At 58.6% G+C, this 25,826-nt stretch carries 20 protein-coding genes and 6 tRNA genes; 7 read left to right on the top strand and 19 right to left on the bottom strand.

Features of this window, described 5'->3' with window-relative positions; genetic code table 11:
• Positions 1 to 40: 40 nt before the first annotated feature.
• Positions 41 to 466 (bottom strand): NfeD family protein, encoded by a 426-nt coding sequence (locus PHX60_RS07880; protein ID WP_300076485.1) that lies wholly within the window; start codon positions 464 to 466, stop codon positions 41 to 43.
• A 165-nt stretch (positions 467 to 631) separates the two neighbouring features.
• On the opposite strand from PHX60_RS07880, the gene PHX60_RS07875 reads away from it, so the two are divergent.
• Entirely contained in the window at positions 632 to 2,926 is a 2,295-nt protein-coding gene (locus PHX60_RS07875; protein WP_300076483.1) for an arginine/lysine/ornithine decarboxylase, read from the top strand.
• A gap of 63 nt (positions 2,927 to 2,989) precedes the next feature.
• Here the strand turns inward: PHX60_RS07875 and PHX60_RS07870 are convergent, their stop codons facing one another.
• Together PHX60_RS07870 and PHX60_RS07865 are read right to left on the bottom strand one after the other, a co-directional pair.
• Positions 2,990 to 4,690 (bottom strand): M14 family zinc carboxypeptidase, encoded by a 1,701-nt coding sequence (locus PHX60_RS07870; RefSeq protein ID WP_300076481.1) that lies wholly within the window; start codon positions 4,688 to 4,690, stop codon positions 2,990 to 2,992.
• 105 nt (positions 4,691 to 4,795) lie between these two features.
• Complete coding sequence (locus PHX60_RS07865; RefSeq protein ID WP_300076479.1) at positions 4,796 to 6,538, bottom strand: DEAD/DEAH box helicase; 1,743 nt, start codon at positions 6,536 to 6,538, stop codon at positions 4,796 to 4,798.
• 226 nt (positions 6,539 to 6,764) lie between these two features.
• On the opposite strand from PHX60_RS07865, the gene ettA reads away from it, so the two are divergent.
• The 5 genes from ettA (at position 6,765) to PHX60_RS07840 (ending at position 13,482) form a co-directional block, all read left to right on the top strand.
• Positions 6,765 to 8,426, top strand: coding sequence for an energy-dependent translational throttle protein EttA (ettA, locus tag PHX60_RS07860; RefSeq protein WP_300076477.1), 1,662 nt, complete (start codon positions 6,765 to 6,767; stop codon positions 8,424 to 8,426).
• 44 nt (positions 8,427 to 8,470) lie between these two features.
• The gene (locus PHX60_RS07855) at positions 8,471 to 10,615 is read left to right on the top strand and encodes a DUF1631 family protein (RefSeq protein ID WP_300076475.1); all 2,145 of its coding nucleotides are present in this window, start codon (positions 8,471 to 8,473) and stop codon (positions 10,613 to 10,615) included.
• 176 nt (positions 10,616 to 10,791) lie between these two features.
• On the top strand, positions 10,792 to 11,343 hold the full coding sequence (locus PHX60_RS07850) for a phasin family protein (protein WP_300076473.1): 552 nt from the start codon (positions 10,792 to 10,794) through the stop codon (positions 11,341 to 11,343).
• A gap of 198 nt (positions 11,344 to 11,541) precedes the next feature.
• Complete coding sequence (locus PHX60_RS07845; protein WP_300076471.1) at positions 11,542 to 12,591, top strand: extracellular solute-binding protein; 1,050 nt, start codon at positions 11,542 to 11,544, stop codon at positions 12,589 to 12,591.
• Positions 12,592 to 12,720: 129 nt separating this feature from the next.
• Positions 12,721 to 13,482 (top strand): 3-hydroxyacyl-CoA dehydrogenase, encoded by a 762-nt coding sequence (locus PHX60_RS07840; RefSeq protein ID WP_300076469.1) that lies wholly within the window; start codon positions 12,721 to 12,723, stop codon positions 13,480 to 13,482.
• Positions 13,483 to 13,525: 43 nt separating this feature from the next.
• On the opposite strand, the gene PHX60_RS07835 is transcribed toward PHX60_RS07840, so the two are convergent.
• The 12 genes from PHX60_RS07835 to folC form a co-directional block, all read right to left on the bottom strand.
• Positions 13,526 to 13,602: transfer RNA gene (locus PHX60_RS07835), tRNA-Asp, on the bottom strand.
• A 50-nt stretch (positions 13,603 to 13,652) separates the two neighbouring features.
• Positions 13,653 to 13,728, bottom strand: a tRNA-Glu gene (locus tag PHX60_RS07830).
• A gap of 16 nt (positions 13,729 to 13,744) precedes the next feature.
• Positions 13,745 to 13,820, bottom strand: a tRNA-Ala gene (locus PHX60_RS07825).
• 8 nt (positions 13,821 to 13,828) lie between these two features.
• Positions 13,829 to 13,905 (bottom strand) — tRNA-Asp (locus PHX60_RS07820).
• Positions 13,906 to 13,953: 48 nt separating this feature from the next.
• A tRNA-Glu gene (locus PHX60_RS07815) sits at positions 13,954 to 14,029 on the bottom strand.
• Positions 14,030 to 14,060: 31 nt separating this feature from the next.
• Positions 14,061 to 14,136, bottom strand: a tRNA-Ala gene (locus PHX60_RS07810).
• Positions 14,137 to 14,191: 55 nt separating this feature from the next.
• Complete coding sequence (gltX, locus tag PHX60_RS07805) at positions 14,192 to 15,634, bottom strand: glutamate--tRNA ligase (RefSeq protein WP_300076467.1); 1,443 nt, start codon at positions 15,632 to 15,634, stop codon at positions 14,192 to 14,194.
• Positions 15,634 to 16,842 (bottom strand): O-succinylhomoserine sulfhydrylase, encoded by a 1,209-nt coding sequence (locus PHX60_RS07800; RefSeq protein WP_300076465.1) that lies wholly within the window; start codon positions 16,840 to 16,842, stop codon positions 15,634 to 15,636. Before PHX60_RS07800 ends, gltX begins: the two co-directional genes overlap by 1 nt.
• A 36-nt stretch (positions 16,843 to 16,878) precedes the next feature.
• A complete protein-coding gene (gene purF / locus PHX60_RS07795; protein WP_300076464.1) occupies positions 16,879 to 18,384 on the bottom strand; it encodes an amidophosphoribosyltransferase in 1,506 nt (501 codons plus the stop codon).
• A 13-nt stretch (positions 18,385 to 18,397) separates the two neighbouring features.
• Positions 18,398 to 18,886 carry a CvpA family protein gene (locus PHX60_RS07790; protein ID WP_300076462.1) on the bottom strand — a complete coding sequence of 163 codons (489 nt, stop codon included), beginning with the start codon at positions 18,884 to 18,886 and terminating at the stop codon, positions 18,398 to 18,400.
• Positions 18,887 to 18,907: 21 nt separating this feature from the next.
• On the bottom strand, positions 18,908 to 19,801 hold the full coding sequence (locus PHX60_RS07785; protein WP_300076460.1) for an SPOR domain-containing protein: 894 nt from the start codon (positions 19,799 to 19,801) through the stop codon (positions 18,908 to 18,910).
• Between the two features lie 24 nt (positions 19,802 to 19,825).
• Complete coding sequence (gene folC, locus PHX60_RS07780; protein ID WP_300076459.1) at positions 19,826 to 21,151, bottom strand: bifunctional tetrahydrofolate synthase/dihydrofolate synthase; 1,326 nt, start codon at positions 21,149 to 21,151, stop codon at positions 19,826 to 19,828.
• Between the two features lie 47 nt (positions 21,152 to 21,198).
• Between folC and PHX60_RS07775 the strand changes: the two genes are divergently transcribed.
• Positions 21,199 to 21,573: an arsenate reductase gene (locus tag PHX60_RS07775; protein WP_300076458.1), complete on the top strand. Its 375-nt coding sequence runs from the start codon at positions 21,199 to 21,201 to the stop codon at positions 21,571 to 21,573.
• A gap of 1 nt (position 21,574) precedes the next feature.
• On the opposite strand, the gene PHX60_RS07770 is transcribed toward PHX60_RS07775, so the two are convergent.
• The 4 genes from PHX60_RS07770 to PHX60_RS07755 form a co-directional block, all read right to left on the bottom strand.
• Positions 21,575 to 22,222, bottom strand: coding sequence for an amidohydrolase family protein (locus tag PHX60_RS07770; protein ID WP_300076456.1), 648 nt, complete (start codon positions 22,220 to 22,222; stop codon positions 21,575 to 21,577).
• Positions 22,223 to 22,311: 89 nt separating this feature from the next.
• The gene (gene ssuD / locus PHX60_RS07765) at positions 22,312 to 23,448 is read right to left on the bottom strand and encodes an FMNH2-dependent alkanesulfonate monooxygenase (RefSeq protein ID WP_300076454.1); all 1,137 of its coding nucleotides are present in this window, start codon (positions 23,446 to 23,448) and stop codon (positions 22,312 to 22,314) included.
• A complete protein-coding gene (locus PHX60_RS07760; protein WP_300076453.1) occupies positions 23,445 to 24,632 on the bottom strand; it encodes a sigma-54 dependent transcriptional regulator in 1,188 nt (395 codons plus the stop codon). Before PHX60_RS07760 ends, ssuD begins: the two co-directional genes overlap by 4 nt.
• Before the next feature lie 11 nt (positions 24,633 to 24,643).
• Positions 24,644 to 25,825, bottom strand: a complete 1,182-nt coding sequence (locus tag PHX60_RS07755; RefSeq protein WP_300076451.1) for an acyl-CoA dehydrogenase family protein — start codon at positions 25,823 to 25,825, stop codon at positions 24,644 to 24,646.
• Position 25,826: the final 1 nt, after the last annotated feature.

Below are 25,826 nucleotides of genomic sequence, written 5' to 3'. Positions count from 1 at the left end.
TGGGCCTTTCGGGGTTGGGAGAAAAAAATGCCAATGCTGCTCACATGGGGTCAACCAGCAGGCGGCTGCCCACCAGTTCGGCCACGCGGTGTGCGCCGGTGCGTGGGGTGGTGCCGGGGCGGTGGATGGCTGTCCATTGTGCGCCCCGGTAGCGCACAAAAGCGGTGCCATCGGGGTTCCAGCCCTCAATATGCACTACTTCGCCAATATCGAGGTTGACGCTGCGGTCTGCGCGCGGCGATAAATCGCCGGGGCGGCGCCGCCGGTACCAGTGGCACAGCACCACGGCCCCCCCGCCCACCAACGCCGCCAGTACCATTTGCGCCACCTGCCCCAAACCGGCATGGGCGGCCAGCGCGCCAGCCGCTGCACCCAATGCCAACATCAGCAAATAAAAAGTGCCGGTGAGTAATTCGGCCACCACAATGGCCCCCGCCAGCAGCCACCAGAGGGTGGAATGGTCCATTGTCACAACAACCTCGCTTTCGGATGAGTCTGCACCACAGCAGATACTGGGACATTAGCACGGCGCGTCATAGCGCGGACAAAGTTATTCCGTACACTTCGCGCCTGTTTGCTTTTTTGGGGCGCTGTGCCCTTACCCCTTAGCCCCTACATTCAGAGGTAGCCCATGAAATTCCGTTTTCCTATCATCATCATCGACGAAGACTATCGTTCGGAGAATACTTCGGGTTTGGGCATCCGGGCGCTGGCCCAAGCCATCGAGTCCGAAGGTTTTGAAGTGCTGGGCGTGACCAGCTATGGCGATTTGAGCCAGTTTGCCCAACAGCAAAGCCGGGCCAGTGCTTTTATTTTGTCGATTGACGATGAAGAGTTCACGCTGGGTTCGGGCTTAGACCCCATTGTCTTGAGCTTGCGTAGCTTTATTGAAGAAGTCCGGCGCAAAAATGCCGATGTGCCGATTTACGTGCATGGCGAAACCAAAACCAGCCGCCACCTGCCCAACGACATCCTGCGCGAGTTGCACGGCTTTATCCACATGTTTGAGGATACGCCCGAGTTTGTCGCCAAGCACATCATCCGCGAGGCCAAAAGCTACCTAGAGGGCGTGCAACCGCCGTTTTTTAAGGCGCTGCTCGATTACGCCGAAGACGGTTCTTATTCTTGGCACTGCCCCGGCCACTCGGGTGGCGTGGCGTTTTTGAAAAGCCCAGTGGGCCAGATGTACCACCAGTTTTATGGCGAAAACATGTTGCGCGCTGACGTGTGCAACGCGGTGGAAGAGTTGGGCCAGTTGCTCGACCACAATGGCGCGATTGGCGAATCGGAGCGCAATGCCGCGCGTATTTTCAATGCCGACCATTGCTTTTTTGTCACCAACGGTACATCTACCAGCAACAAGATTGTTTGGCACCACACCGTAGCCCCCGGCGATGTGGTGGTGGTGGACCGCAATTGCCATAAGTCGGTGCTGCACAGCATCATCATGACGGGTGCGATTCCGGTGTTCCTCAAGCCCACGCGCAACCACTTTGGCATTATTGGCCCGATTCCGCAAAGCGAGTTTGAACCCGAGGCCATTCAAGAAAAAATCCGCGCCAACCCGCTGCTGCAAGGGGTAGATGCGAAAACCGTCAAGCCGCGCGTCCTCACGCTGACGCAATCCACCTACGATGGTGTGCTTTACAACACCGAGACCATCAAAAAGATGCTTGATGGTTATGTGGACAACCTGCATTTTGACGAGGCTTGGCTGCCGCACGCTGCCTTTCACCCGTTTTATGGCACTTACCATGCAATGGGCAAAAAACGCGACCGGCCCCAGCATTCGGTAGTCTATGCCACGCAATCCATCCATAAGCTGCTGGCGGGTATCAGCCAAGCCAGCCATGTGTTGGTGCAAGATTCGCAATCCACCCCGCTGGACCGGCATTTGTTCAACGAAGCCTATCTGATGCACACCAGCACCAGCCCACAATACAGCATCATTGCCAGCTGTGATGTGGCCGCCGCCATGATGGAGCCGCCCGGCGGCACCGCTTTGGTAGAAGAGAGTATTTTAGAAGCGCTGGATTTCCGCCGCGCCATGCGCCAAATTGAAGACGAGTTTGGCAAAGACGACTGGTGGTTCAAAGTCTGGGGGCCAGAAAAGCTGGTCGAAGAAGGCATTGGCCGCGCCGAAAACTGGATTATTCGCAGCGATGTCAAGGGCAAGGGCAAAAAGAACGATAGCAAATGGCACGGCTTTGGCCCGCTGGCCGATGGCTTCAACATGCTGGACCCCATCAAGTCCACCATCGTGACACCCGGCCTCAATTTAGATGGCGAGTTTGATAAAACCGGCATTCCGGCCAGTATCGTGACCAAGTATTTGGCCGAGCATGGCGTGGTGGTCGAAAAAACCGGCCTGTATTCGTTCTTCATTATGTTCACCATCGGCATCACCAAGGGCCGCTGGAACACCATGCTGACGGCCTTGCAACAGTTCAAGGACGATTACGAAAAGAACCAACCGATGTGGCGCATCCTGCCGGAGTTCTGCCAGCAGCACAAAGTCTATGAACGCATGGGCTTGCGCGATTTGTGCCAGCATGTGCATGAGATGTACGCCAAGTACGACATTGCTCGCTTGACCACCGAGATGTATTTGTCCGACTTGCAGCCAGCTATGAAACCCTCGGATGCTTATGCCCACATTGCCCACCGCACCACCGAGCGCGTGGCGATTGATGAGCTGGAAGGGCGCATTACCGTCGGTTTGGTGACACCCTACCCACCGGGCATTCCGCTGTTGATTCCGGGCGAAGTGTTCAACAAGAAAATTGTCGATTACCTCAAGTTTGCGCGCGAGTTTGCCAAAATTTGCCCCGGCTTTGAAACCGACATCCACGGCTTGGTGGAGGTGGAAGGTGCCGATGGCGTGGTGCGCTACTACGCCGATTGCGTGGCCAAGCAGCAGGCATAAAAAGGCTTCATCGCCAGCACCAAGGATGAACCAAGGTGCTGGCGGGGCGGTTGGCGCTGGTTATTATTCAGCCTCTTCAAACACCAAGGTAGGCCGGGTCATGACCCGTGCTACATCGGCCAAGCTGCCAATCAGTTGGTGGCTAAAGTAGCTGTGTGGGCTGTCCGGCTCTAGGGCGGCAGAGACCAAATTGGTCAAGGGCTGGCTCAGGGAGATGTAATAGCTGCCCGAGGGCACATCCAAAGCACTGCGCTGCAACGTGACTGCATTTTTGTCTGGGCGTGCTGCATCGGTAGCGGCGCTAAAGGTTTCGGCCACGACACCGCCTGGCTCGGCCACACGCAGCACCTGTACGCCCATCAGGCGCAGACGCTCTACCACTTCAGTGGCGGCAGGGGCCAGCCAATAACCACAGGGGCGTGTGCGCGTTTGTACGCTACGCGCTTGCAAGGTGGATTGCCACAGCACGCGCTGGCTACGCACGCTGGCGCTGCTGGGGTCCAGCAGTTGGATGTCGCGCTGTTCTGGCACCGGGGCGGTGTCTAGGATGAGCTTATCGCGGCAGGCTTGGGCCATGCTGTCGCGCACCACAAACGAGCGCACCTGTTCTAGCTTAGCGGCTTGGTCTGCCGTGGTACGCAAAGCGCTGCTGATAGCAGTGATTTGGGCATGAACCCGGCGCTGTACATGGGTGTAACCCAAGCCAACGCCGCGCGTAACCACCACCCCACTGACGGCATGTTTCAGGCCGTTGGCATTGCGGCTGTTGTTTGGCGTGGTTGCGCCCATTAGCAATTGGGCCTCTTGTGCCTGCGTTGGTGTCTGCGCCGATGGTGTGTGGTACCAGTCGGTGCGTAGTGCTTGGGCCTGCAAGGCACTGACTTGGGCGGGGTAGTACCACTCTTGCGCTGCTTTGCTCAAAAACTCTGGCGTGCCGCTGGCATTGGCATATTGCAGCAGCACATCGTTGTAAGCCAAAGCGTTGAACTGCGTCAGGTAGCCACCAGCGGGGTTGTATTCGTGGGCATCTAGTACCAAGGTGGGCCGAAAATCGCGCACCAAGGCCGCCAAGGCGCGCGCCTCGGGGGTTTGTAGCAGCAGGTGGTCGTGGTTCAAATCCAGGCCGTTGGCCGTCAGGCGGCTACCGGCTTCGGCCCCATCGGGGTTGGCACGCGGCACCAACACTACATTGATTTTGTCGAGTAAAGGGGCCAGTTGGCCGTGGGCGAGTTCTTGCGCCAGCACCAACAGGGCTTCGCTGCTGGCTGGCTCGTCGCCATGTTGTTGCGCCAAAAGCAGCACTGTGGGCCGCTTGCTGGTGTTGAGGCTGTTGGGGTCTGTGCCGCCAGCGCGGGTCAGCACCAGCGCATGGATGGGCAAGCCGCGCTGCGAAGCGCCTGCATGGAGCAAAGCGGCGCGCGTAGCACCGGGCAAGGTAGCACTGCTTAAATCTTGCAACCACTGGGTCAGCTCGGCATTGCTGGTAAAACTTTGGCGTTGTGGGGCTAAACCCGGCGTGAGGTAACGCTGGCTGGGTTCGGGAAAATGCAGTGCCAGTGCCGCTGATTCTGGGGCGCTGGCGCTGGTTGCTGGAAAAATCCCCGGTGGATAGGCCACGAGTGGCACTGCTGCCTTGCCCTCGGGCGGGGGCGGCACTTTGGCCGTAGAAGGTTTGAACGGATTGGGCCACGGTGGCAGCGGGGTGGTGGCACACCCCGCCAGCAAAGAGGCCAGCAACAGAGTTTGCGCGCGCAGGAAGGTCATTGTTTGTACAAAGTGGAGCGAACCAAGGGCGTGGTGATATTACTACTGCTGGATGACACGTTGTGCCAACCCAGCAGCACGCCCTTGGTGGGTTCCTTGGCTTTTTTAGCGGTTGAAGGAGCCACCGCGCGAACCGCCGCCGGTACCGCCGCCGCTGCGTGGGCCACCACGCGAGCCACCGCCGCCAGCATAACCGCCACCGCCGCCGCCATTGCGGAAACCACCGCCCCGGCGCCCGCGCTCTAACATGCTATCGACACTGGTACGCATCGGGTCAGGCTGGCCCGAGGGGCCAGAACCCCGGCTAGAGGGCATACTGTGGCCACCGTGGGTGCCCAAATGGGCGTTCTCGCGCGGGGGTTGGGCATCGCTGTTAAAGCGGTTGCCAGTTGGACGGCCCCCACGGGCCGGTGCGGGGCCACGCCCGCCCGCATTGGGCTGGTGCCCTGCCGCTGGCCCATTGCGCGTTGCGTTGCCACGCCCACCACCACCACCGGCATGGCCACCACGGGGGGCACCACCGCCAGCGCCATTGCCGCCGCCAGCGCGTTCTCCTTGGGGGGACTTGCTGGCGCGCATACGTTCCATCATCTCGCCGCGTGCGGCTTTGGCTGCCGCCTGCATGATGTCACGGCTGGGCGGTTTGCCTGCGCCGCCCCAAATGGTTTGGCGGCCCATCGCGATAGGCTCGGCTTTTTCGCCCTCTTCGGGGCCAAAGCCGTCAATCATTTGCACCGGAATGGTTTGCTTGGTGAAGCGCTCAATGTCCATCATGAAGCCTTCTTCGTCCATACAGACCAAGCTGACCGCCTCGCCGTTGTTGCCAGCGCGGCCCGTGCGGCCAATGCGGTGTACGTAGTCTTCGGCCACGTTGGGGATTTCGTAGTTGACGACGTGCGGCAGCTCGTCAATATCAATGCCACGGGCGGCAATGTCGGTGGCCACCAAGGCGCGGATAGCGCCGCTTTTGAAGCCCTCCAGCGCTTGGGTGCGCGCGCTTTGGCTCTTGTTGCCATGCAGGGCCATCGCTTGCACGCCGTTTTTGGTCAAAAATTCGGCCACGTTGTTGGCGCCAAACTTGGTGCGCGTAAACACCAGCACTTGGCTCCAGTTGTGTTGCTGGATGATGTGCAACAGCACTTGCTTTTTCTTGCCCCGACCTACCGGGTGAATTACTTGGGCAATGCGCTGCACGGTGGTGTTGCGCGGCGTGACTTGGATGCTTTGCGGGTTTTTGAGCAGCGTGCCGGCCAGTTCGCGGATTTCATCGCTGAAGGTGGCCGAAAACAGCAGGCTTTGCTTTTCTTTGGGCACGAGGGCCAAAATTTTCTTCACGTCGTAGATGAAGCCCATGTCCAACATGCGGTCGGCTTCGTCTAGTACCAGCACTTCTACGGTGGATAAATCCAAAAAACCCTGTTGTTGTAAATCCAACAAGCGCCCCGGTGTGGCCACCAGCACATCGACACCGCGTTTGATGCGGTCAATTTGCGGGTTCATGCCCACGCCGCCAAACACCACGGTGGAGTTCAAATCGAGGTACTTGCCATACTCGCGCACCGATTCTTCGACTTGCGCGGCCAGCTCGCGCGTGGGGGTAAGTACCAAGGCGCGCAACCCTTTGTTACCGAACTTGCTTTTAGGGGCGCTGGAAAGAGAAAGGCGATGTAACAGTGGTAACGTGAAAGCGGCTGTTTTGCCGGTGCCGGTTTGGGCACCAGCCAACAAGTCATGCCCCGCCAGCACGGCAGGAATAGCCTGTGCCTGAATGGGCGTGGGGGTATCGTAGCCTTGCTCGTGTACGGCCTTCAGAATGGCCGGGGCCAGGTTCAAATCGTCAAATGTCATGGATGTCAGACGCGCCCATCCGGGCGCTGGGTATTGACCTGTCGTGGCAGCGCATTAGCTGCCGAGCCAGTGTTAGGCCAATGAGGTTCAAGGGTGGGAGCCGGCAATGGCTTGCGTCGTCCCCAGCAAAGTGCTGATATTGCCCACAACTGGAGTGGGCAACGGTGCCTATTGTCGCATGGGCCGATAATCGGGTTTTCTTTTTTTAGACTGCACAAGTATCCCGATGGCCCAATACGTCTATTCCATGAACCGTGTCAGCAAAATTGTGCCGCCCAAACGGCAAATTTTGAAAGACATCTCGCTGTCCTTCTTCCCCGGTGCCAAAATTGGTGTGCTGGGCCTGAACGGCTCGGGCAAGTCCACCCTGCTCAAAATCATGGCGGGCGTGGACAAAGAAATCGAAGGCGAAGCCCTGCCGATGGCGGGCCTCAAAATTGGCTATCTGCCGCAAGAGCCACAACTCAACCCCGAACACACGGTGCGCGAGAGCGTCGAAGAGGCGATGGGCGAAGTCTTTGCCGCCAAAGCCAAGCTCGAAGAAGTCTATGCCGCCTATGGCGAAGAAGATGCTGATTTTGATGCCTTGGCCGCCGAACAAGCGCGCCTAGAGGCCATCATCGCCACCGCTGGCACCGATTCTGAACACCAATTAGAAATCGCCGCCGATGCGCTGCGCTTGCCACCGTGGGATGCCAAAGTGGGCGTACTCTCGGGCGGTGAAAAACGCCGCATCGCCCTGTGCCGCCTGCTGCTGTCCAAGCCCGATATGCTGCTGCTCGATGAGCCTACCAACCACTTGGATGCCGAATCAGTGGATTGGTTGGAGCAATTTTTGCAACGCTTCTCGGGCACCGTGGTGGCCATTACCCACGACCGCTACTTTTTGGACAACGCTGCCGAGTGGATTTTGGAACTCGACCGGGGCCACGGTATCCCCTACAAGGGCAACTACTCTGACTGGCTGCTGCAAAAGCAAAACCGCCTAGAGGCCGAAAACAAGGGCGAAGAAGCCCGCGCCAAGGCGCTGAAAAAGGAACTCGATTGGGTACGCCAAAATGCCAAGGGTCGCCAAGCCAAGAGCAAGGCGCGTATTGCCCGCTTCGAGGAATTGAGTGATTACGAATACCAACGCCGCAACGAAACCCAAGAAATTTTCATTCCGGTGGCCGAGCGCTTGGGCAATCAGGTGTTTGAGTTCCACAATGTCAGCAAATCCTTTGGCGACCGCCTGCTGATTGATAACCTCAGCTTCAACGTGCCTGCTGGCGCTATCGTTGGCATCATCGGCCCCAACGGCGCGGGTAAATCCACCCTGTTCAAGCTGCTGGCCGGTAAAGAGCAGCCCGATAGCGGTGAAGTGGTGGTGGGTTCCACCGTCAAAATGGCCTTTGTGGACCAACACCGCGATGCGCTGTCCGACGATAAAACCGTTTGGGAAGATGTCTCTGGCGGTCTGGACATGATCAACATTGGCAAGTTCCAAATGGCCAGCCGGGCTTACTGTGGCCGCTTTAACTTCAACGGTGGCGACCAACAAAAGAAAGTCGGGATGCTCTCGGGCGGTGAACGTGGCCGTCTGCACTTGGCCAAAACGCTCATCCAAGGCGGCAATGTACTGCTGCTGGACGAGCCATCCAACGACTTGGACATCGAAACCCTGCGCGCCTTAGAGGATGCGTTGCTCGAATACGCGGGTACCGTGTTGGTGATTAGCCACGACCGCTGGTTCCTAGACCGTATCGCCACGCACATTTTGGCCGCCGAAGGCGATAGCCAGTGGGTGTTTTTTGATGGCAACTACCAAGAGTACGAAGCCGACAAGAAGAAGCGTTTGGGCGAAGAGGCCGCACGTCCGCACCGGATGCGTTTCAAAGCCCTCAAGTAACGCCGTTTCTATTCCTTCAACCTTGGCGGCCAGCCTCCTGCACCATGACTGCCCAGTCTATTTTGCAAACCTGCGTCACCCAAGCGGCCCAACAAGGCCCAAGCTTGCTGGCGCAATGGCTGGCTGCGGCCTGCCAAAGCCTAGCCGCACAGGCACAAGACGCGAACACAGCTGAAACGGCTGAAACGACAGCCCCAGCGCTGGCCAACCCAGCCGCCAGCCGTGTTTTAGCGCTGTTGCAACAACATGGCCCGGCCTTGTGCCAAGCCTATGGCCCGGCCCTGTTGCAACAGTTTTTAGCGCCGCCCGCCACCGCCCATGCCAGCAGTTTCCAAAGTGAAGAGCTGGCGCTGGTCGATGCCACAGAACACGATGCCCAAGTAGCGTTGTTGCGCGCGCAAGAGCAACTTGGCCACGCCACCGATAGCGCGCTGTCCGAACTCAATACCTTGGTCAGTGCGGCCCAAGGTTTGCACCATGTGCAAGCCGACACCAACCCCCTGCGCCCCGCCAACTACCTGCGCGCTTTGCAACAGGTGCTGGCCCCTATCGCCCCCACGCCCGTCTTGCAACAGCTGTGTATGCAGCACCTGCTGCCCGTCTTGGGGCCAAGTTTGTTGCTCAGCTACCAACAAGCCGTGGCCTATTTGCGCCAGCAAGGCGTAAGACCGGCCAACTACGGCTTGGCAGCCAGCCATTTTTCTCCCGTACCGCCAGCACCGCCGCCAGCACAGCCAGCACAGCCGCCGACGAACCCCAGCCCCAGCCCGAGTTTTTATGCCCAAGAGGCCGCCCAGGCCGAAGAAGAAGTCCTGACCGCCAGCATCTTGCACCAGCTGCTACAAAGTGGGGCCTTGCCTTATGCCAGCGCCTATGCAAGCATGTACGGCGGCATGGTGGCAGACCCAGCGGCACAAGCGACTGACATCGTGGCGCAGATGATGGACAACATCGCCCAAGATACACGCTTGCTGACACCGATTCGGCAAGCCTTGCTCAATATGGAGCCAGCCATTGGCCAGTTGGCCATCCACGACACGCAATTTTTTAACGACCCCGACCACCCCGCCCGCCGCCTGTTAGACGATATTACCGAGCGCGGTTTGGCCTTCAGCAGTGAAGCCAGCCCTGGCTTTCATGCCTTTATGCACCTGCTCAACCAAGTGGTGCAACGCTTGTCGCAGCAAGAGCAGCCCCAAGCGGCCAGTTTTAGCCAAATTTTGCAAGCCCTGCACAAAGCTTGGCAAGCACAAACCGAGCGCGCCAAGCCCGCCGCTACCGCTACTGCTGCCACTGCGGATAGGCCAGCGCCAACGCCTGCCCCAGCCCCCCTGCCCACAGCCCGCACGGTGGACCCCCAACAGCGCTACCAAGCACTGTGCAACGACATCGCCCAAAATATCCGCCGCTTGCCCGACAGCAGCCAAGTGCCTGCCCCCATCATGGACTTTGCCACCAGCGTTTGGGCGCAGGTCATTGCACGGGTGCAACTAGAACAAAGCGCACACAGCACCGAGACCGACCCCCACGGCTACTTGGCACTGGTGCCGCTGCTCTTTTGGAGCGTGCGCCCCCAACTGCCCGCCGAAGAGCGACAACAAATCGCCCCAGAAATCCCCAAACTATTACAAAATCTTACACGGGGATTGCAACATATTGCATACCCCACCTCCGACATCCAACAATTACTGCGGCTGCTCAAAAGCATCCATCAAAATACCCTGAGCATTCAAGCTCCTCCGCCACCGCCACCGCCATTACCAGCAGCCAGCGGCCCAGATATTGATTTGAACTTCCATTCAACGGCAGAAGTGGCCGAAGCAGTGGATATTGAAATCGAAATGGAATCGCGCTATGACAATCTGGCCAGCCCGGTTACTGCGACACCTGCACCGGCACCTACTGCCCAAAGCGCCCCTTTGAAAACAGGCACAGCAGACACAGCCGCGCCTGCTCCCTCTCCCACTAGCAGCAATAGCAGCAATAGCAACAATAGCAGCCCAGAAATCCCCCTAGGCACTTGGGTAGAACTGCGCCGCCCACAACAAACCGTCCGCACCCAACTGACGTGGGCCAATCCCCACGGCAGCTTGTTTTTATTTACCGCCGCCGATGGCAGTACCCAATCCATGACCCGGCGCGTGCGCGACCGCCTACTGGCCACCGGCGAATTACGCCTGCTGCGCTAATGCCAGCAATGGCAATAGCTATCACCGTGCTTTGCACCATGCAAAATAGCACTTGCATTTACAGCTTGCTTGCCTACAATTGACCTTGCTGCACTGCAACAAGGCGTTTCGGTGCGCCCTGTGCAAACAATTTTTGCATTTTGGGCCTTTTGGCCCCCATAATTTTGGAGACCCTCATGTCACTCACCAACGAACAACTGGTAGCTGCCCACAAAGCCAACCTCGAAACCCTGTTTGGCCTGACCAGCAAAGCCTTCGAAGGCGTAGAAAAAATCGTCGAACTCAACGTCACCGCCTCGCGCGCTGCCTTGAACGAAGCCGCCAACCATTCGCAAGCCCTGCTCAGCGTCAAAGATGCCCAAGAGCTGTTGGCCCTGCAAGCAGGTTTGTTCCAGCCCTTGGCCGAAAGAGCTGCCGCTTACAGCCGCCACCTCTACGATATTGCCTCGGGCACTGGTGCCGAGTTTGGCAAAGCCTTTGAAGCCAAGACCGCAGAAGCCCAACTCAACTTGGTTAGCCTGATGGACAACGCTGCCAAAAACGCTCCCGCTGGCTCCGAGCCTGCCGTGGCCGTCATGAAAAACGCTGTTTCTGCCGCGACCAACGCCCTCGAATCGGTGCAAAAAGCCGTCAAGCAAGCCTCCGAGGCCGCCGAAGCCAACTTTAACGCTGTCACCGCATCCGCCTTGGATGCCGCCAAGTCTTCGGCCGCTCCACGCAAGCGCTAAGCAGCGCTGCAAAACTTTCCGCTAGGCTTCTTGGTCAAGAAGTCCAGCGCCCTGTTTGTCTCCTTGGGTCCCCTAGAGCGTTGGTTCAGGGATTCCTTTAGCCCGGCACCTTAGCCGGGTTTTTTTTGTTGCCTCGTTATTGCGAATAGTTCGCGTTTTCGATATGATGCGGCATCCTCCCTCTCATCGACAAGCACCATGCGATTTATTCTTTCTGCCGTGGCCACGGCTGCCTCTGCCTTGCTGGTCAGTGGCATGGCCCAAGCTACCGAGCAGGTCGTTAATCTGTATTCGGCGCGCCATTACAGCACCGACGAAGCGCTGTACAGTGGTTTTACCAAAGCCACCGGCATTAAAATTAACCGGGTTGATGCCGACGATGCCGGTATTTTGGCCCGCTTGAAAGCTGAAGGCAGTGCTTCGCCCGCCGATGTGATTTTGCTGGTCGATGCCGCACGCCTCTATAAAGGCGAGGTTGATGGTCTGTTCAAGCCGATTCAATCCAAAACTTTAGAAGAGCGCATTCCGGCCACCCTGCGCGGCCAGCCCAGTGCAGAGGGTACAGCATGGTTTGGCCTGTCCACGCGGGCGCGCTTGATTGTTTATAACAAAGTCAAGGTGCAAAAAAGCGATGTGGATACCTATGAAGACTTGGCTGACCCCAAAAACAAAGGAAAAATCTGCATTCGTTCAGGTTCGCATCCTTACAACCTGAGCCTGTTTGGTGCAGTGGTAGAGCATCTGGGCGAGCAAGCCACCGAAACCTGGCTCAAGGGCGTAGTCGCTAATTTGGCGCGTTCACCCAAAGGCGGCGATACCGACCAAATCAAGGCCGTGGCCGCTGGCGAATGCGATATTGCCGTCACCAACAGCTACTATTTGGCCCGTTTGATGCGTTCTAGCAAGCCCGAAGACGTGACCATCGCCAACAAGGTGGGCGCAGTGTTCCCTAACCAGCAGTCTTGGGGTACGCATCTGAATATTGCGGGCGGTGCGGTAGCGCGCTACAGTAAAAACCAAGCCAATGCCGTTAAATTTTTAGAATATCTCAGCACCCCAGAGGCGCAAAATTATTTTGCCAACGGCAACAACGAGTGGCCTGCTGTCAAAAATTTACAGGTAGAAAACCCAGCACTCAAGGCCATGACCGGCGGCGCACCCTTCAAGAGCGAGACCATCCCTATCAGCGCGGTGGGGGCCAATCTGCCCAAGGTGCAGCAAATGCTCGACCGAGTGCGCTTCCCCTGAAGCTGTGCGCGGTAGCGTTGATTACAAGCCCGGCCCGTCCGGGCTTTTTTTGCGCCTGTCGCCTAGGTGCTGCAACAGCAGCAAGGCATAATTGACGTTTACGTCAACGTTAAACCAAGGAGACAAACTATGGAAATCGAAAACAACGTTTTTATCGTCACGGGCGGTGCCTCGGGGCTGGGTGAAGGCACGGCGCGCATGTTGGCCGAGCAAGGCGGCAAAGTGGTGCTTGCCGATGTGCAAACCGACAAAGGCCAAGCCTTGGCGCAAGAAATTGGGGCCACTTTTGTGCAGTGTGATGTGAGCCAAGAAACCGATGCCCAAGCCGTGGTGGCGCAAGCGGTGGCACTGGGGCGTTTGTCGGGCTTGGTCAATTGTGCGGGCGTGGCCCCAGCAGAAAAAATGGTGGGCAAACAAGGCGCACACAGCTTGGCCGGGTTTAACAGAACCATCCAAATCAACCTGATTGGCACCTTTAACATGCTGCGCTTGGCTGCCGAAGCCATGTGCCAGAATGAACCAACGGCCAGCACCGGCGAGCGCGGTGTGTTGATTTCTACCGCCAGCATTGCCGCTTACGATGGGCAAATGGGCCAAGCGGCTTACAGTGCCTCCAAGGGTGGCATTGTCGGCATGACCCTGCCGATTGCCCGTGATTTGGCACGCAATGGCATTCGCAACATGACGATTGCCCCCGGCATTTTTGGCACCCCGATGATTTTTGGTATGCCCCAAACGGTGCAAGACAGCTTGGCCGCCGGTGTACCGTTTCCTAGCCGTTTGGGTACACCGCAAGATTACGCCAAATTGGTGCGCCACATTTTGGACAATGACATGCTCAATGGCGAGGTGATTCGCTTGGATGGTGCTATCCGTATGCCACCACGTTAAAAACCAAAAAGCCCTGCCAGCGAACTGACAGGGCTTGGTATTTTGGCGGAGTGGACGGGGCTCGAACCCGCGACCCCCGGCGTGACAGGCCGGTATTCTAACCAACTGAACTACCACTCCTGGTAGATAGCTTTTACTTGTAACCGCGTTACAAGCCAAGCGCTATAACTTGGCGACCCTACGGGGATTCGAACCCCGGTACTCACCGTGAAAGGGTGATGTCCTAGGCCTCTAGACGATAGGGTCAAAACCTAGAAAACTTTGGTGGAGATAAGCAGGATCGAACTGCTGACCTCTTGCATGCCATGCAAGCGCTCTCCCAGCTGAGCTATACCCCCAAAAATACTGGCGGAGTGGACGGGGCTCGAACCCGCGACCCCCGGCGTGACAGGCCGGTATTCTAACCAACTGAACTACCACTCCTGGCAGGAAGCTTTGCAGCTACTTTCGTAGCATCAAGCGCTTCAAACTTGGCGACCCTACGGGGATTCGAACCCCGGTACTCACCGTGAAAGGGTGATGTCCTAGGCCTCTAGACGATAGGGTCAAAACCTTGGAACTAATCCGGCAGAAAAACTTGGTGGAGATAAGCAGGATCGAACTGCTGACCTCTTGCATGCCATGCAAGCGCTCTCCCAGCTGAGCTATACCCCCACAACCTGCAACAAACACTTTTTAATTTGTTTGCTGCGTTTAACTGAGACTTGAATTATAGAACGATTTTTGAACGATTTTGCAATCTTGCCAAAACTTTTTCTTTTCCTAGCAATTCCAGCACCGCATCGACCGAAGGGGTGTGGGCAGTGCCCACCGTCAACACACGCACCGGCATGGCCAGTTGCGGCATTTTAAGCCCTTGCGCGGTCAAAACTTGCTTGAAAGTGGCTGCAATGGCAGTTTTTTCCCAAATGCAGGTCTCGAAAGCAGCTGCCAAGGCATCCAAAGCGGGGCCAATGGCGGCGGTGACGTGCTTTTCTAGCTCTTCGGCACTGGGGCTGACGCTATCGGCATAGAACACATAGGCCCAATCGGCCAAGGCCACGGTGGTGTCGCAGCGGTCTTTGAACAGGGCGCAAAGGCGCGGCAGGCGGCCATCGGCCAAGTCGGCAGTAGCGATACCGCGCTTTTCTAGTTGTGGCGCTACCAAGGCGGCCAAGGCCTCATCGCTCATGGCTTTGAGGTGCTGGGCATTGACCCAACGCAGCTTGGCTTCGTCAAACTGGGCGGCACTGCGGCCCAAATGGTCTAAGTCGAACCACTCTAGGAACTGTTGGCGGCTAAAAATTTCGTCGTCGCCGTGGCTCCAACCCAAGCGGGCCAGATAGTTAATCATGGCCTCGGGCAGGTAGCCTTCATCACGGTATTGCGTCACGGGCTTGGCCCCGTTGCGCTTGCTCATCTTCTCGCCCTGCTCGTTCAGCACGGTGGGCAGGTGGGCATAAACGGGTGGCTCTTTGCCCAAGGCTTGGAAGATGTTGATTTGGCGTGGCGTGTTGTTGACGTGGTCATCGCCGCGAATCACGTGGGTAATGGCCATGTCGATGTCATCGACCACCACGCAGAAGTTGTAGGTGGGGGTGCCATCAGGGCGGGCAATCACCAAATCGTCCAATTCGTCGTTGCGGATTTCAATGCGGCCTTTGACCTTGTCGTCCCAAGCTACGATGCCTTCTTGCGGGTTTTTGAAGCGCAATACCGGTTGCACGCCTTCGGGCACGGGGGGCAATACCTTGCCCGGCTCGGGTCGCCAAGTGCCGTTGTAACGCGGCTTTTCTTTGGCCGCCATTTGGCGCTCGCGCAGGGCATCGAGTTCGGCCACGCTGGTGTAGCAGGGATACACATGGCCCGTGGCTTGCAGTTGGGCCAGCACTTCTTTGTAGCGCGCCATGCGCTGCATTTGGTAGAACGGGCCTTCGTCGGGGTTCATGCCGAGCCAGTCCATGCCTTCTAAGATGACATCGACAGCGGCTTGGGTAGAGCGCTCTAAATCCGTGTCTTCAATCCGCAGGATGAAATCACCACCCGTAGCACGGGCAAAAGCCCAAGGGTAGAGGGCCGAGCGGATATTGCCCAGATGGATAAAGCCGGTGGGCGAGGGCGCAAAGCGGGTACGTACCCGACGGGCGGGGGTAGATAGATTTTGTTCAGTCATTACAGGGTGTCCAAGCCGCGCGCGAGGTCGGCTTTCAAGTCGTCAATATGTTCTAAACCCACCGCCACGCGGATTAGACCTTGGCCCAAACCGGCGGCTTGGCGTTGGGCTTCGGTCAGGCGGCCATGCGAGGTGCTGGCCGGGTGGGTGATGGTGGTTTTGGTGTCGCCTAAATTGGCAGTGATGCTGCACACTCGGGTGCTGTCAATGACATGGAAGGCACGGGCGCGGCCTTCTTCGGGGCTGGTAGCGCGTACATCGAACGACAACACGGCCCCGCCCAAACCCGATTGCTGGCGCATGGCTAACTCGTGCTGCGGGTGCGAGGCCAAACCGGGGTAATAAACCCGCGCCACTTGGGGCTGCTGTTCTAGCCACTGCGCCAGCGCCAGCGCATTGGCGCTTTGTGCCTTGACGCGCAAGGACAGGGTTTCCATGCCCTTTAGCACCACCCACGCATTGAAGGGCGACAAGTTCATGCCCGCACTGCGAATCAAGGGGGCGAGTTTGTCATCAATCAAGGCGCGTGGGCCACAAACCGCACCGGCCATGACGCGGCCTTGGCCGTCCAAGAATTTGGTGCCGGAGTGAATCACCAAATCCGCCCCCAGCTTGGCCGGTTGTTGCAAGGCTGGTGAGGCAAAGCAGTTATCTACCGCCAACAGCACCCCGGCGGCATGGGCGATATCGGCCAAGGCACGAATGTCGCACAAATCCGTCAGGGGGTTGGTCGGGGTTTCGGCAAACATCAGCCGGGTTTCAGGCCGCAGGGCGGCTTGCCACGCAGCGGCATCGGTTTGGGCGACAAAACTCGATTGCACGCCAAACCGGGCCAGCTCTTTGCTAATCAGGTTGATGGTGGAGCCGAACATGGATTGCGAGCAAATCACATGGTCGCCGGTTTTGAGCAGCGCCATGCACATCAGCAAGATGGCCGACATGCCGCTGGCGGTGCCAATCGCGCTTTCGGTGCCCTCTAAGGCGGCCAGACGGCGCTCGAAGCTGCTGACGGTGGGATTCGAGGTGCGCGAGTAGGTGTAGCCGTCTTCTTCACCCGCAAAGCGGCGCGCTGCGGTGGCCGCATCGGGCTGCACAAAACTGCTGGTCAGGTACAGGGCTTCGGAATGCTCGCCGTAGGCGCTGCGCGGCATGGCTTGGCGCACCGCCAAGGTGTCAGGATGGAGGGTGGCTAGTAATTCTGGGGTCATGGGCGGGGCCTTGAAACAAAAAATGCAGCGGCCAACTTAGCCATGCCGGGCATTGGGCAGGGCCAGGCGCGAGGTGTCTTCTTCATCTTCTTGGGCGTTGGGGCGCTCGTCGTTCATGCGCTCAATATCGGCCAAGGTGATGTCGCCGGTGACATACACGCCATCAAAGCAGGAAGCGTCAAAGCCATCCAAATCGGGGCGCAGGTTGCCTACGGCCTGTTTCATGGCATCGACATCTTGGTAGATGAGTGCATCACAGCCAATCAGGTCGCGTATTTGTTCAATCGTGCGGTCGTGGGCCACCAGTTCGCTGCTGGTGGGCATGTCAATGCCATAAACATTGGGATAGCGCACGGGCGGCGCAGCGCTGGCCATATAGACCTTGTTGGCCCCCGCCTCACGCGCCATTTGGACGATTTCGCGGCTGGTGGTACCGCGCACGATGGAGTCATCCACCAGCAGCACATTGCGGCCTTTGAACTCGCTGCCAATGACGTTGAGCTTTTGGCGCACCGATTTTTTACGCACGCCTTGCCCCGGCATGATGAAGGTGCGACCGACATAGCGGTTTTTGACGAAGCCTTCGCGGTAAGGCAGGCCGAGCAGCTGGGCCAACTGCATGGCGCTGGGGCGGCTGGATTCTGGAATCGGAATCACTACATCAATTTGGCTAGGCGGTACGGCAGACACTACGCGCTTGGCCAGGGTTTCGCCCAAATTGAGGCGGGCCTGATAGACCGAGATGCCATCCAGCACCGAATCAGGGCGCGCCAGATAAACAAATTCAAAAATGCAGGGGTGCAGGCGCGGGTTTTGCGCGCATTGCTGGCTGCTGATGTTGCCTTCTAAGTCGATGAATACCGCTTCGCCGGGGGCAATATCGCGGTCCAGCACATGGCTGGAGCCTTCGAGAACCACGGATTCGCTGGCCACCATGATGGTGCCGTCGGTGTTGCGCCCTAAGCACAGCGGGCGAATGCCATAGGGGTCACGGAAAGCCAGCAGACCATGTCCGGCAATCAGGGCAATCACGGCATAGGAGCCACGGATGCGCCGGTGTACGGCGGCCACGGCAGCGAACACGTCTTGCACGTCCAGTGCTTTGCCGCGCGTGGCTTTGTCGATTTCATCGGCCAGCACATTGAGCAAGACTTCGGAGTCGCTCTCGGTATTGATGTGGCGGTGGTCGGTGGTGAACAGCTCCGAGCGCAGGGCTTGGGCGTTGGTTAAATTGCCATTGTGTACCAGTACCAAGCCGAACGGTGCATTGACATAGAAGGGCTGGGCTTCCTCCTCGCTGAAGGCATTGCCTGCGGTGGGATAGCGCACTTGGCCCAAACCGCAGTTGCCCGGCAAGGCGCGCATATTGCGCGTGCGAAACACATCTTTGACCATGCCCTTGGCCTTGTGCATAAAGAACTTGCGCTCTTGCTGTGTCACGATACCGGCGGCATCTTGGCCCCGGTGCTGCAATAGCAGCAAGGAGTCATAAATCAGTTGATTGACTGGGGCGTTGCTGATAACGCCGACGATTCCACACATAGTTGACTTTCTTTTACCAAGATAGGTTTTGCAGCAGTTCTAGTGGCAAAACAGGTGCCACAGCCTGTAAGGCCAACGATAGCCAAGGCGCGCTGAACGAATCTCGCCACCAAGGCTGTTGTTGTAACGGTAACCATTGCAGCACCAGCGTAGCCACTAGCAGTAGCAGTGCCGCCCGTACTGCACCAAACAAGCCCCCTAGCACCCGGTCTACGGGGCGCAAACCCACCACCTGCACCAGTTGACGGCCCAAGGTGGCCACCCAGCCACACAAAAAAGCCGCTGCAATGAACACCACGGCAAAACTGGCGGCATGGCGGCTGCCCCCTTGTAGAGGCCCCAATGGCAAATGCAAGGCCGCATCGGCGGCAAAGAGGCGTGCCAGCAATACTGCTGCACCCCAAGCCAGCAAGGACAGCACTTCAAACACCAAGCCACGCCAAGCGCCGAGCAACATCGAGCCCAGCAGCAGCGTAAGGACACAGCCATCCAAGACAGTCATGGTATGGGGGCAGGGGGTAACTTAGGAGCCAGTAATGACCGCCGGTAATCCCAGCCCCCGGGCGCGCTCGGCCGCTTTGTCTGCATCGGTGCGGCCATTGAAGGGGCCAACCCGCACCCGCGTGCGCTTGCCGTCTTTGGTGTCAATGACTTGGGTGTAGGCTTTCAGGCCAGCGCTTTCGAGTTTTTGCCGCACTTCGGAGGCTTTGCCACTATCAGCAAAAGCGCCAATTTGAATGACAAAGCGTTTATTTTCGTTGCCAGCAGGCGCTGGTGCCGCCGCTGCGGGTGCAACGCTGCGGCCTTCGAGCAAGGCGCGCGCACGCGCTGCCTCATCGACACGAACTGGTTTGGGTTCGGGCTTAGGCTCGGGTTTTGGTTCTGGCTTGGGCGGTTTAGGTTCGGGCTTAGGCTCAGGTTTGGGTTCGGGTTTGGGTGGCTTAGGCTCGGGTTTTGGCTCGGGCTTGGGCGGTTTGGGTTCGGGCTTAGGCTCAGGTTTAGATTCGGGTTTGATGGCCAATTTGGCCGGTGCAGACAAGCCGGGCAGCCCCGGTAAGGCCGGTACCATCGAATTAGGTGCCAGTATTTGCTCGCCCTCGCCCAAACTGGCGGCGGTGTTGGCGGCTACGCTGCTGCTTTCGCTGCCATCGGCGGGCACGACCAGTGGGGCCACTTTGTTGCGGTCGGGCATCTCTATCGGAATATCGACGGGAATGGGCCGAGGCTGGGTATCAAACAGCATCGGAAAACCAATCACCCCCAACAATACCAGTACCGCAGCGCCAATCAGGCGGTGTCGGGCGCGTCGGCGCATGACCTCGATGCTCTCGGCCCGAGGCGCGCGCGAGGGCCGCATGGCGGTGTCATTGGGAGCAGAGGCGGAGGAGGTGGGCCACCGAAACTTGAAAAATGCCATGTATAAGCAACCACGGGGTGGACGTTAAGTGTCCAGATGTTTGGCTTGCAAACGGGGCGTGCCATTTTGCAAAACAGCACCAACCGTATAGAAGGAGCCAAAGACGACGATTCTATCAGCCGGGTCTGCCACTGCGACAGCCGCTTCTAATGCAGCTTGCGGGTTGGCATGGGTGCTGGTGGGTACTTCGCGGCGGCCACCCGCGACAATTTGCAGCGCATTCCATTTTTGCTGCAAGTTGGCGGCAGCATCAGCGCGCGGCGTGGGTAAATCAGTGAAATACCAGCGGTCAATCAGTGGCCCGACTTTGGCCAGCATCGGGGCTAAGTCTTTGTCGGCCATCGCACCAAATACTGCATGGGTGGTGGGAAAGTAGCCCATCGCATCCAAATTGGCGGTGAGCGCAGCCACGGAGTGCGGGTTGTGCGCCACGTCCAACACCAGCGTAGGTTGGCCCGGCACAATCTGAAAACGCCCCGGCAAACCCACCATCGACAAGCCCGTGCGTACGGCTTGCGCGGTGATAGGCAGGCGTTGGCGCAGGGCTTCTAAGGCCGCCAAGGCCCCCGAAGCGTTCATCAATTGGTTGGCGCCGCGCAGCGCTGGATAGGCCAGCCCGGCGTAGCGCCGCCCGCGTCCACTCCAAGCCCATTGTTGTTTGTCGCCAGAATAATTGAAATCGTGGCCAAAGCGCCACAGGTCAGCACCGATTTCGCGTGCGTAATCCAGTACGCTTTGCGGCGGCATCGGGTCACTGACGATTACCGGGCGGCCAGTACGCATGATGCCCGCTTTTTCGCGCCCGATGCTTTCGCGGTCGGGGCCGAGGTATTCGGTGTGGTCAATGTCGATGCTGGTGATGACAGCGCAATCGGCATCTATGATGTTGGTGGCATCGAGCCGTCCGCCCAAGCCTACTTCTAAGATGGCCACATCCAGTAAAGAATGGCTCATGAGGCGCAAGATAGCCAGTGTGGTAAATTCAAAATAGCTCAGCGAGACATCGTTGCCGTTTTGCGTGCGCGCGGCTTCTACGGCCTCGAAATGCGGCACTAGCGCTTCGGCTTGCACGATGTCACCGTGGATGCGGCAGCGCTCTTCAAAATGTACCAAATGCGGCGAGGTATAAACCCCGGTGCGCCAGCCCGCTTGCAGGGCCACGGCCTCTAGCATGGCGCAGGTAGAACCCTTGCCGTTGGTGCCCGCCACGGTAATCACGGGGCAGTCAAAGCGCAGGCCCAAGCGACGCGAGACTTCGCGCACGCGCTCTAGGCCCATGTCGATAGCTTGGGGGTGCAGGCGCTCGCAATGGGCCAGCCAGCCGTTGAGGGTGTGGATTTTGGTGTGCATACAGGGGGCTATTGTCGCCGAGGCGACGCTGGCGCATCATGGCGGGCATGACTATCACCACCAACATCACCGTGTATGGCATTGCCAACTGCGACAGCGTGAAAAAAGCCCGTGCGTGGCTAACGGCGCAAGGCCTGCCTTACCAGTTTCACGATTTTAAAAAACAAGGTGTGCCCGCCGAACGCTTGGCCGCTTGGATGGCCGCTGTGGGCTGGGAACGCCTGCTCAATCGCCAAGGCACGACTTGGCGCCAACTAGACCCAGCTTTGCAAAGCAAGGTGTGCGATGCCGCCAGCGCCAGCGCATTGCTGTTAGAACACAGCAGCGCTATTAAGCGCCCCGTGGTCGAGTGGCAGTGCGGCGATGGCCTGAGCATTACGGTGGGTTTTGCTGCCCAGCAGTGGGCGCAGATGTTGGCCTAATCTACAACTTGAGCAAGCGTGCTGCGTTGTCGAACAACAGCTTTTCCACCACCCCAGCATGAAAACCCAAGGCCAAAAAGTCTTCTATGGTTTGGCCGATAGGCCGGAACGGGTACGACGAGCCAAACAAAAACTGCTCGCCTAAAAAGCTGTTGGCCGCCTCCACATAAGCCTGTGTTCCGGGTTGGAACAGGTACATATCCGGCACCAAGAAGACATTTTCGTAACGAAAGGCCACGCCAATCGCTTGCTGCACATTCGGCCAATAGCCGTGGTAGGCCACTAATTTCAGACACGGAAAGGCTTGCGCCACCTGTGCCAAGGGCGCTGGGTCGTTGTAGCGCAAATCGGGCGTAGTGGGGCCACTCATCAAGAAGACAGGGATGTCCAAGTCTTGGGCCAAGTCGTAAATCGGGAAGTAAACCGGATCATCCGGATGGCGCGCTGGGGCACCAAAGCCCGGTTCTAGGTCAATGCCCGCCAGTCCCAAGGTATGCACCGCACGTTCTACCTCGGCCAGTGCGGCCTCGGTGCCCTGCAACGCTGGGTCAACCGCACCAATGCCAATCAGTTCTGGATGCCCTTGCACAATTTGGTGGATGGTGTCGTTGGGCAGGTGCTGGCCGGGGGCGTGGCTCCAAAAAATCATGCAGATAGGCCGGGCGGCAGCGCATGTCAATCACACGGTGGCCGCTGGCGCTGCGGGGTGCTTGCAAAGTAGTCTCATAGCTGGCTGGTTTAACGCGATTCGGTGGTGACGGTGGCACGGGCATCAAAAGCACCGCCAGTCAGGGTTTGGTCACGCAGGTTCACCGGCTTTTTGCCCGGCAGCAGCGGGAACACCAACTCAGCAAAACGGATGGATTCTTCGAGGTGCGGGTAGCCCGAGAGCACAAAGCTGTCCACGCCCAAATCCATATATTCTTGTAAGCGGGCAGCCACTTCTTCGGGGTTGCCCACCAGTGCCGTACCGGCACCACCGCGCACCAACCCGACCCCGGCCCACAAATTCGGCCCCACCACCAACTGGTCGCGGCGGCCACCGTGCAGCGCCGCCATGCGGCGTTGGCCTTCGGAGTCCATGCGCGCATAGTTTTGTTGTGCGCGTTCAATTTCTTCGTCACTCAAGTGGCTGATGAGGCGGTCGGCGGCGGCCCAGGCTTGGGCACTGGTTTCGCGCACAATCACATGGATGCGAATGCCAAAACGCACGGTACGGCCATATTTGGCAGCACGCTCGCGCACATCGGCAATCTTTTTGGCTACCGCCTCGGGCGGTTCGCCCCAAGACAGGTAAGCATCGACATGCTTGGCGGCCAACTCGTGCGCTGCTGGCGAGGAACCCCCAAAATACAGCGGTGGATACGGTTTGCTGACCGGCGGGAAAAAGTTTTGTGCCCCTTCTACGCGCAGGTGTTCGCCCTCAAAATCCACCCGTTCGCCTTGGAGCAGTTTGCGCCAGATGGTCAAAAACTCATCGCCAGCGGCATAGCGCGCGTCGTGGTCGTAAAAAATGCCATCAGCCGCCAGCTCAACGGCATCGCCGCCGGGCACCACATTGAGCAGCAATCGGCCATTGAGGGCTTGGTCTAAGGTAGCCGCCTGCCGTGCCGAGGCCGTGGGGTTGCCCAAAGAGGTACGCAATGCCACCAACAACTTGATGCGCTGCGTGACCGGTACCAAACTGGCCGCCGTCACCCACGGGTCAAGGCAGGAGCTACCGGTAGGAATGAGCAAACCATCGTAGCCCAAATGCTCGGCCGTGACGGCAATTTGGCGCAGATAGGCATTGCTGGGCGCACGGCCAAAATCGGACTTGCCCAAATAGCGGGTGTCGCCAGAGGTAGGGAGAAACCAGAAAATATCGAGGCTCATGGTGTTTCCTTGTCGGAGGGGGTGGGGGGATAGGGGAGGTCGGTGTCGTCGGCATCGGTAGGGTGCTTGCGCGTACCGTTGACTTCGCCCAGCCGGATCAGGCGGGCGCGCACAATGTTGCGGCTCACACCCAAGAGGCGGGCAGTTTCGCTTTGGCTGTAATGGCAATAGCGAAAGACTTCGCGCAACAGGGTGTCTTCTACGCTTTGGTACAAATCGGCCGCATTGGCCTCGCACAGTTGGCGAATGGCGTGGCGCAAAGCTGCGTGTGCCGCACTTTCGCTGTGGACTGTTGGGAGCAGGGGTATAGGCGGCTGCACCGATAGCGCCGGAGCTGGAACTTGCTGTGCAGGCGGACTGGGCGCTGCTACGGTGCTGCTGCCGGGGTGCAACAGGCGCAAACTACTGGCATCCAGCACATCCCCATCACACAACAACAAACTGCGGTGGATGGTGTTTTCTAATTCACGCACATTGCCCGGCCACGGGGCCTGCATCAGCAGTTGCTCGGCTTGAGGCGTTAAGCGCAGCCGGGCATAACCCAGCTTGCGGCTGTACAACTCCATAAAGTAACGCGCCAGCGGCACGATGTCGCCGGGGCGCTCGCGCAGGGTCAGTACGTGCAGCCTGACCACATTGAGCCGGTAGTACAGGTCTTTGCGAAAACGCTTTTGCTGCACCATCTCATCTAAATCAGCGGTGGCAGCAGCCACAATACGCACGTCGATGGGAATCGGTTTGCGCCCACCCAAGCGCACAATTTCATGCTCTTGCAGTACGCGCAGCAGTTTGTTCTGTACTGTCAGTGGCAGGTCGTTGATTTCATCGAGAAAAATGGTGCCACCATGCGCGGCCTCAAACCAGCCTATCTGGGTACCAAAGGCACCGGCAAAAGCGCCGTTTTCGTGGCCAAACAGTTCGGCATCCACCAGCGCTTCAGAAAAAGCGCCACAACTGACCACGACAAACGGGCCATTGCGCCGGGCGCTGCGGTCGTGCAGGTGGCGGGCAATCAGCTCCTTGCCAGTACCCGTTTCGCCGGTAATCAGGATGTTGGCATGGCTGGGAGCCACCTGCTCGACTTCGGTCAACAGGGTTTTGGAGCGCGGGTCTTCAAAAATCCAGTCAAATGCGCTGCTGTCTTGCCCCGGCGGTGGCGGCCAAATCGGAAGGGTTGCGGCCATCAAGGTATCGCTCAAGAGTAGAACGAGGGCGCAGGAATCTCGCGATTGAGCGCCCAGTCACCCAGCTCTTTGAGCTTGTAATCGACCGGGTCGTGCAGGGTTTGGGTGCGTAGATTGCGCCAAAAGCGATCCAGCCGTAGCGCGCCGTGGGTGGCGCGGGCACCGGTGGTCTCAAAAAAGCGGCTCGACACCTCCAAACCGACCCGAGTGGAGGCCACCTTGGCCGCCGCAATCGCTACGGCCACTTGGCCGCGCTGCTGTGCGTCCAGCGCCTCACCTTGGCTCCAAGCGGCATCAAACAGCTCGGCGGCGTTGCGCGCCAGCAGGCGTACACTTTCCAAACCGACAAAAAACTCGCCATAGTGCAGCAGCGTGTACGGGTCTTGGTGGGCCTGCTCCATCCCAGAACGGAACCAAGGCCGTGACTCGTTCAGGGTGTAGTGGCTGGATTGTGCCAAAGCACCTTCACCCAAGCCCAGAAATAAGTTGACAAAAATCAGCTGCGCCAGCAAGGGCCGCAGCGACGAGAACGGCGTGGACAGCGGGCCGGGGTCGAGCAGCAGCTCATGGGCCTCTACCCGCACTTTTTCAAACAGCGCGCTGCCGCTATCGGTTTGGCGCTGGCCCATGTTGTTCCAGTCGTAGTTGAGGGTGATGCCCGCCCGTGAGGTGGGCACCGCCGCAATCAACAATTTGCCGCTGCTCTCGTCCACACCCGAGGCCACCAGCATCTCAGAATCTGCCGAGCCAGAGCAAAAGCTCTTTTTGCCCGAAAACTCATACCAGCCATCGAGTTTTCGCACCACGGTGCGCGTATCGAGTGGGTTGAGGGCATTGCCCCAAAACCAATTTTTGCGTGCCGTCTGCTCTAACCAAGGCTCCCACTGGTCGGGGCGCGAGAACAGGCGCACCGTAGCCAGCAGCAAATGGTGAAAACCATAGACATGGGCAATCGAGCTGTCCACTTGGGCCAAGGTACGCACTGTGTCCAGAATTTGGCTCCAGTTCAGTCCTTGGCCACCGTATGCTTGCGGGATGGACAAAGACAGCAGCCCACTGCGGCGTAGCGCATCGCGCTCGGCCTTGGGGGTGCCGCCGCTGATGTCGCGCGCAACGGCGGTTTCGGCAAACTCGCGCGCCAAGGCGGCGGTGATTTGTTGGTAAGGTAAGGGAGGGGTGGTTAAGGTGGACATG

Origin of the sequence: Giesbergeria sp. (assembly GCF_028686475.1) — a bacterium.
Taxonomy (GTDB): Bacteria; Pseudomonadota; Gammaproteobacteria; order Burkholderiales; family Burkholderiaceae_C; genus Simplicispira.
Note: the sequence above shows the minus strand (reverse complement) of the source record. Positions and strands in the feature narration are given on the sequence as shown.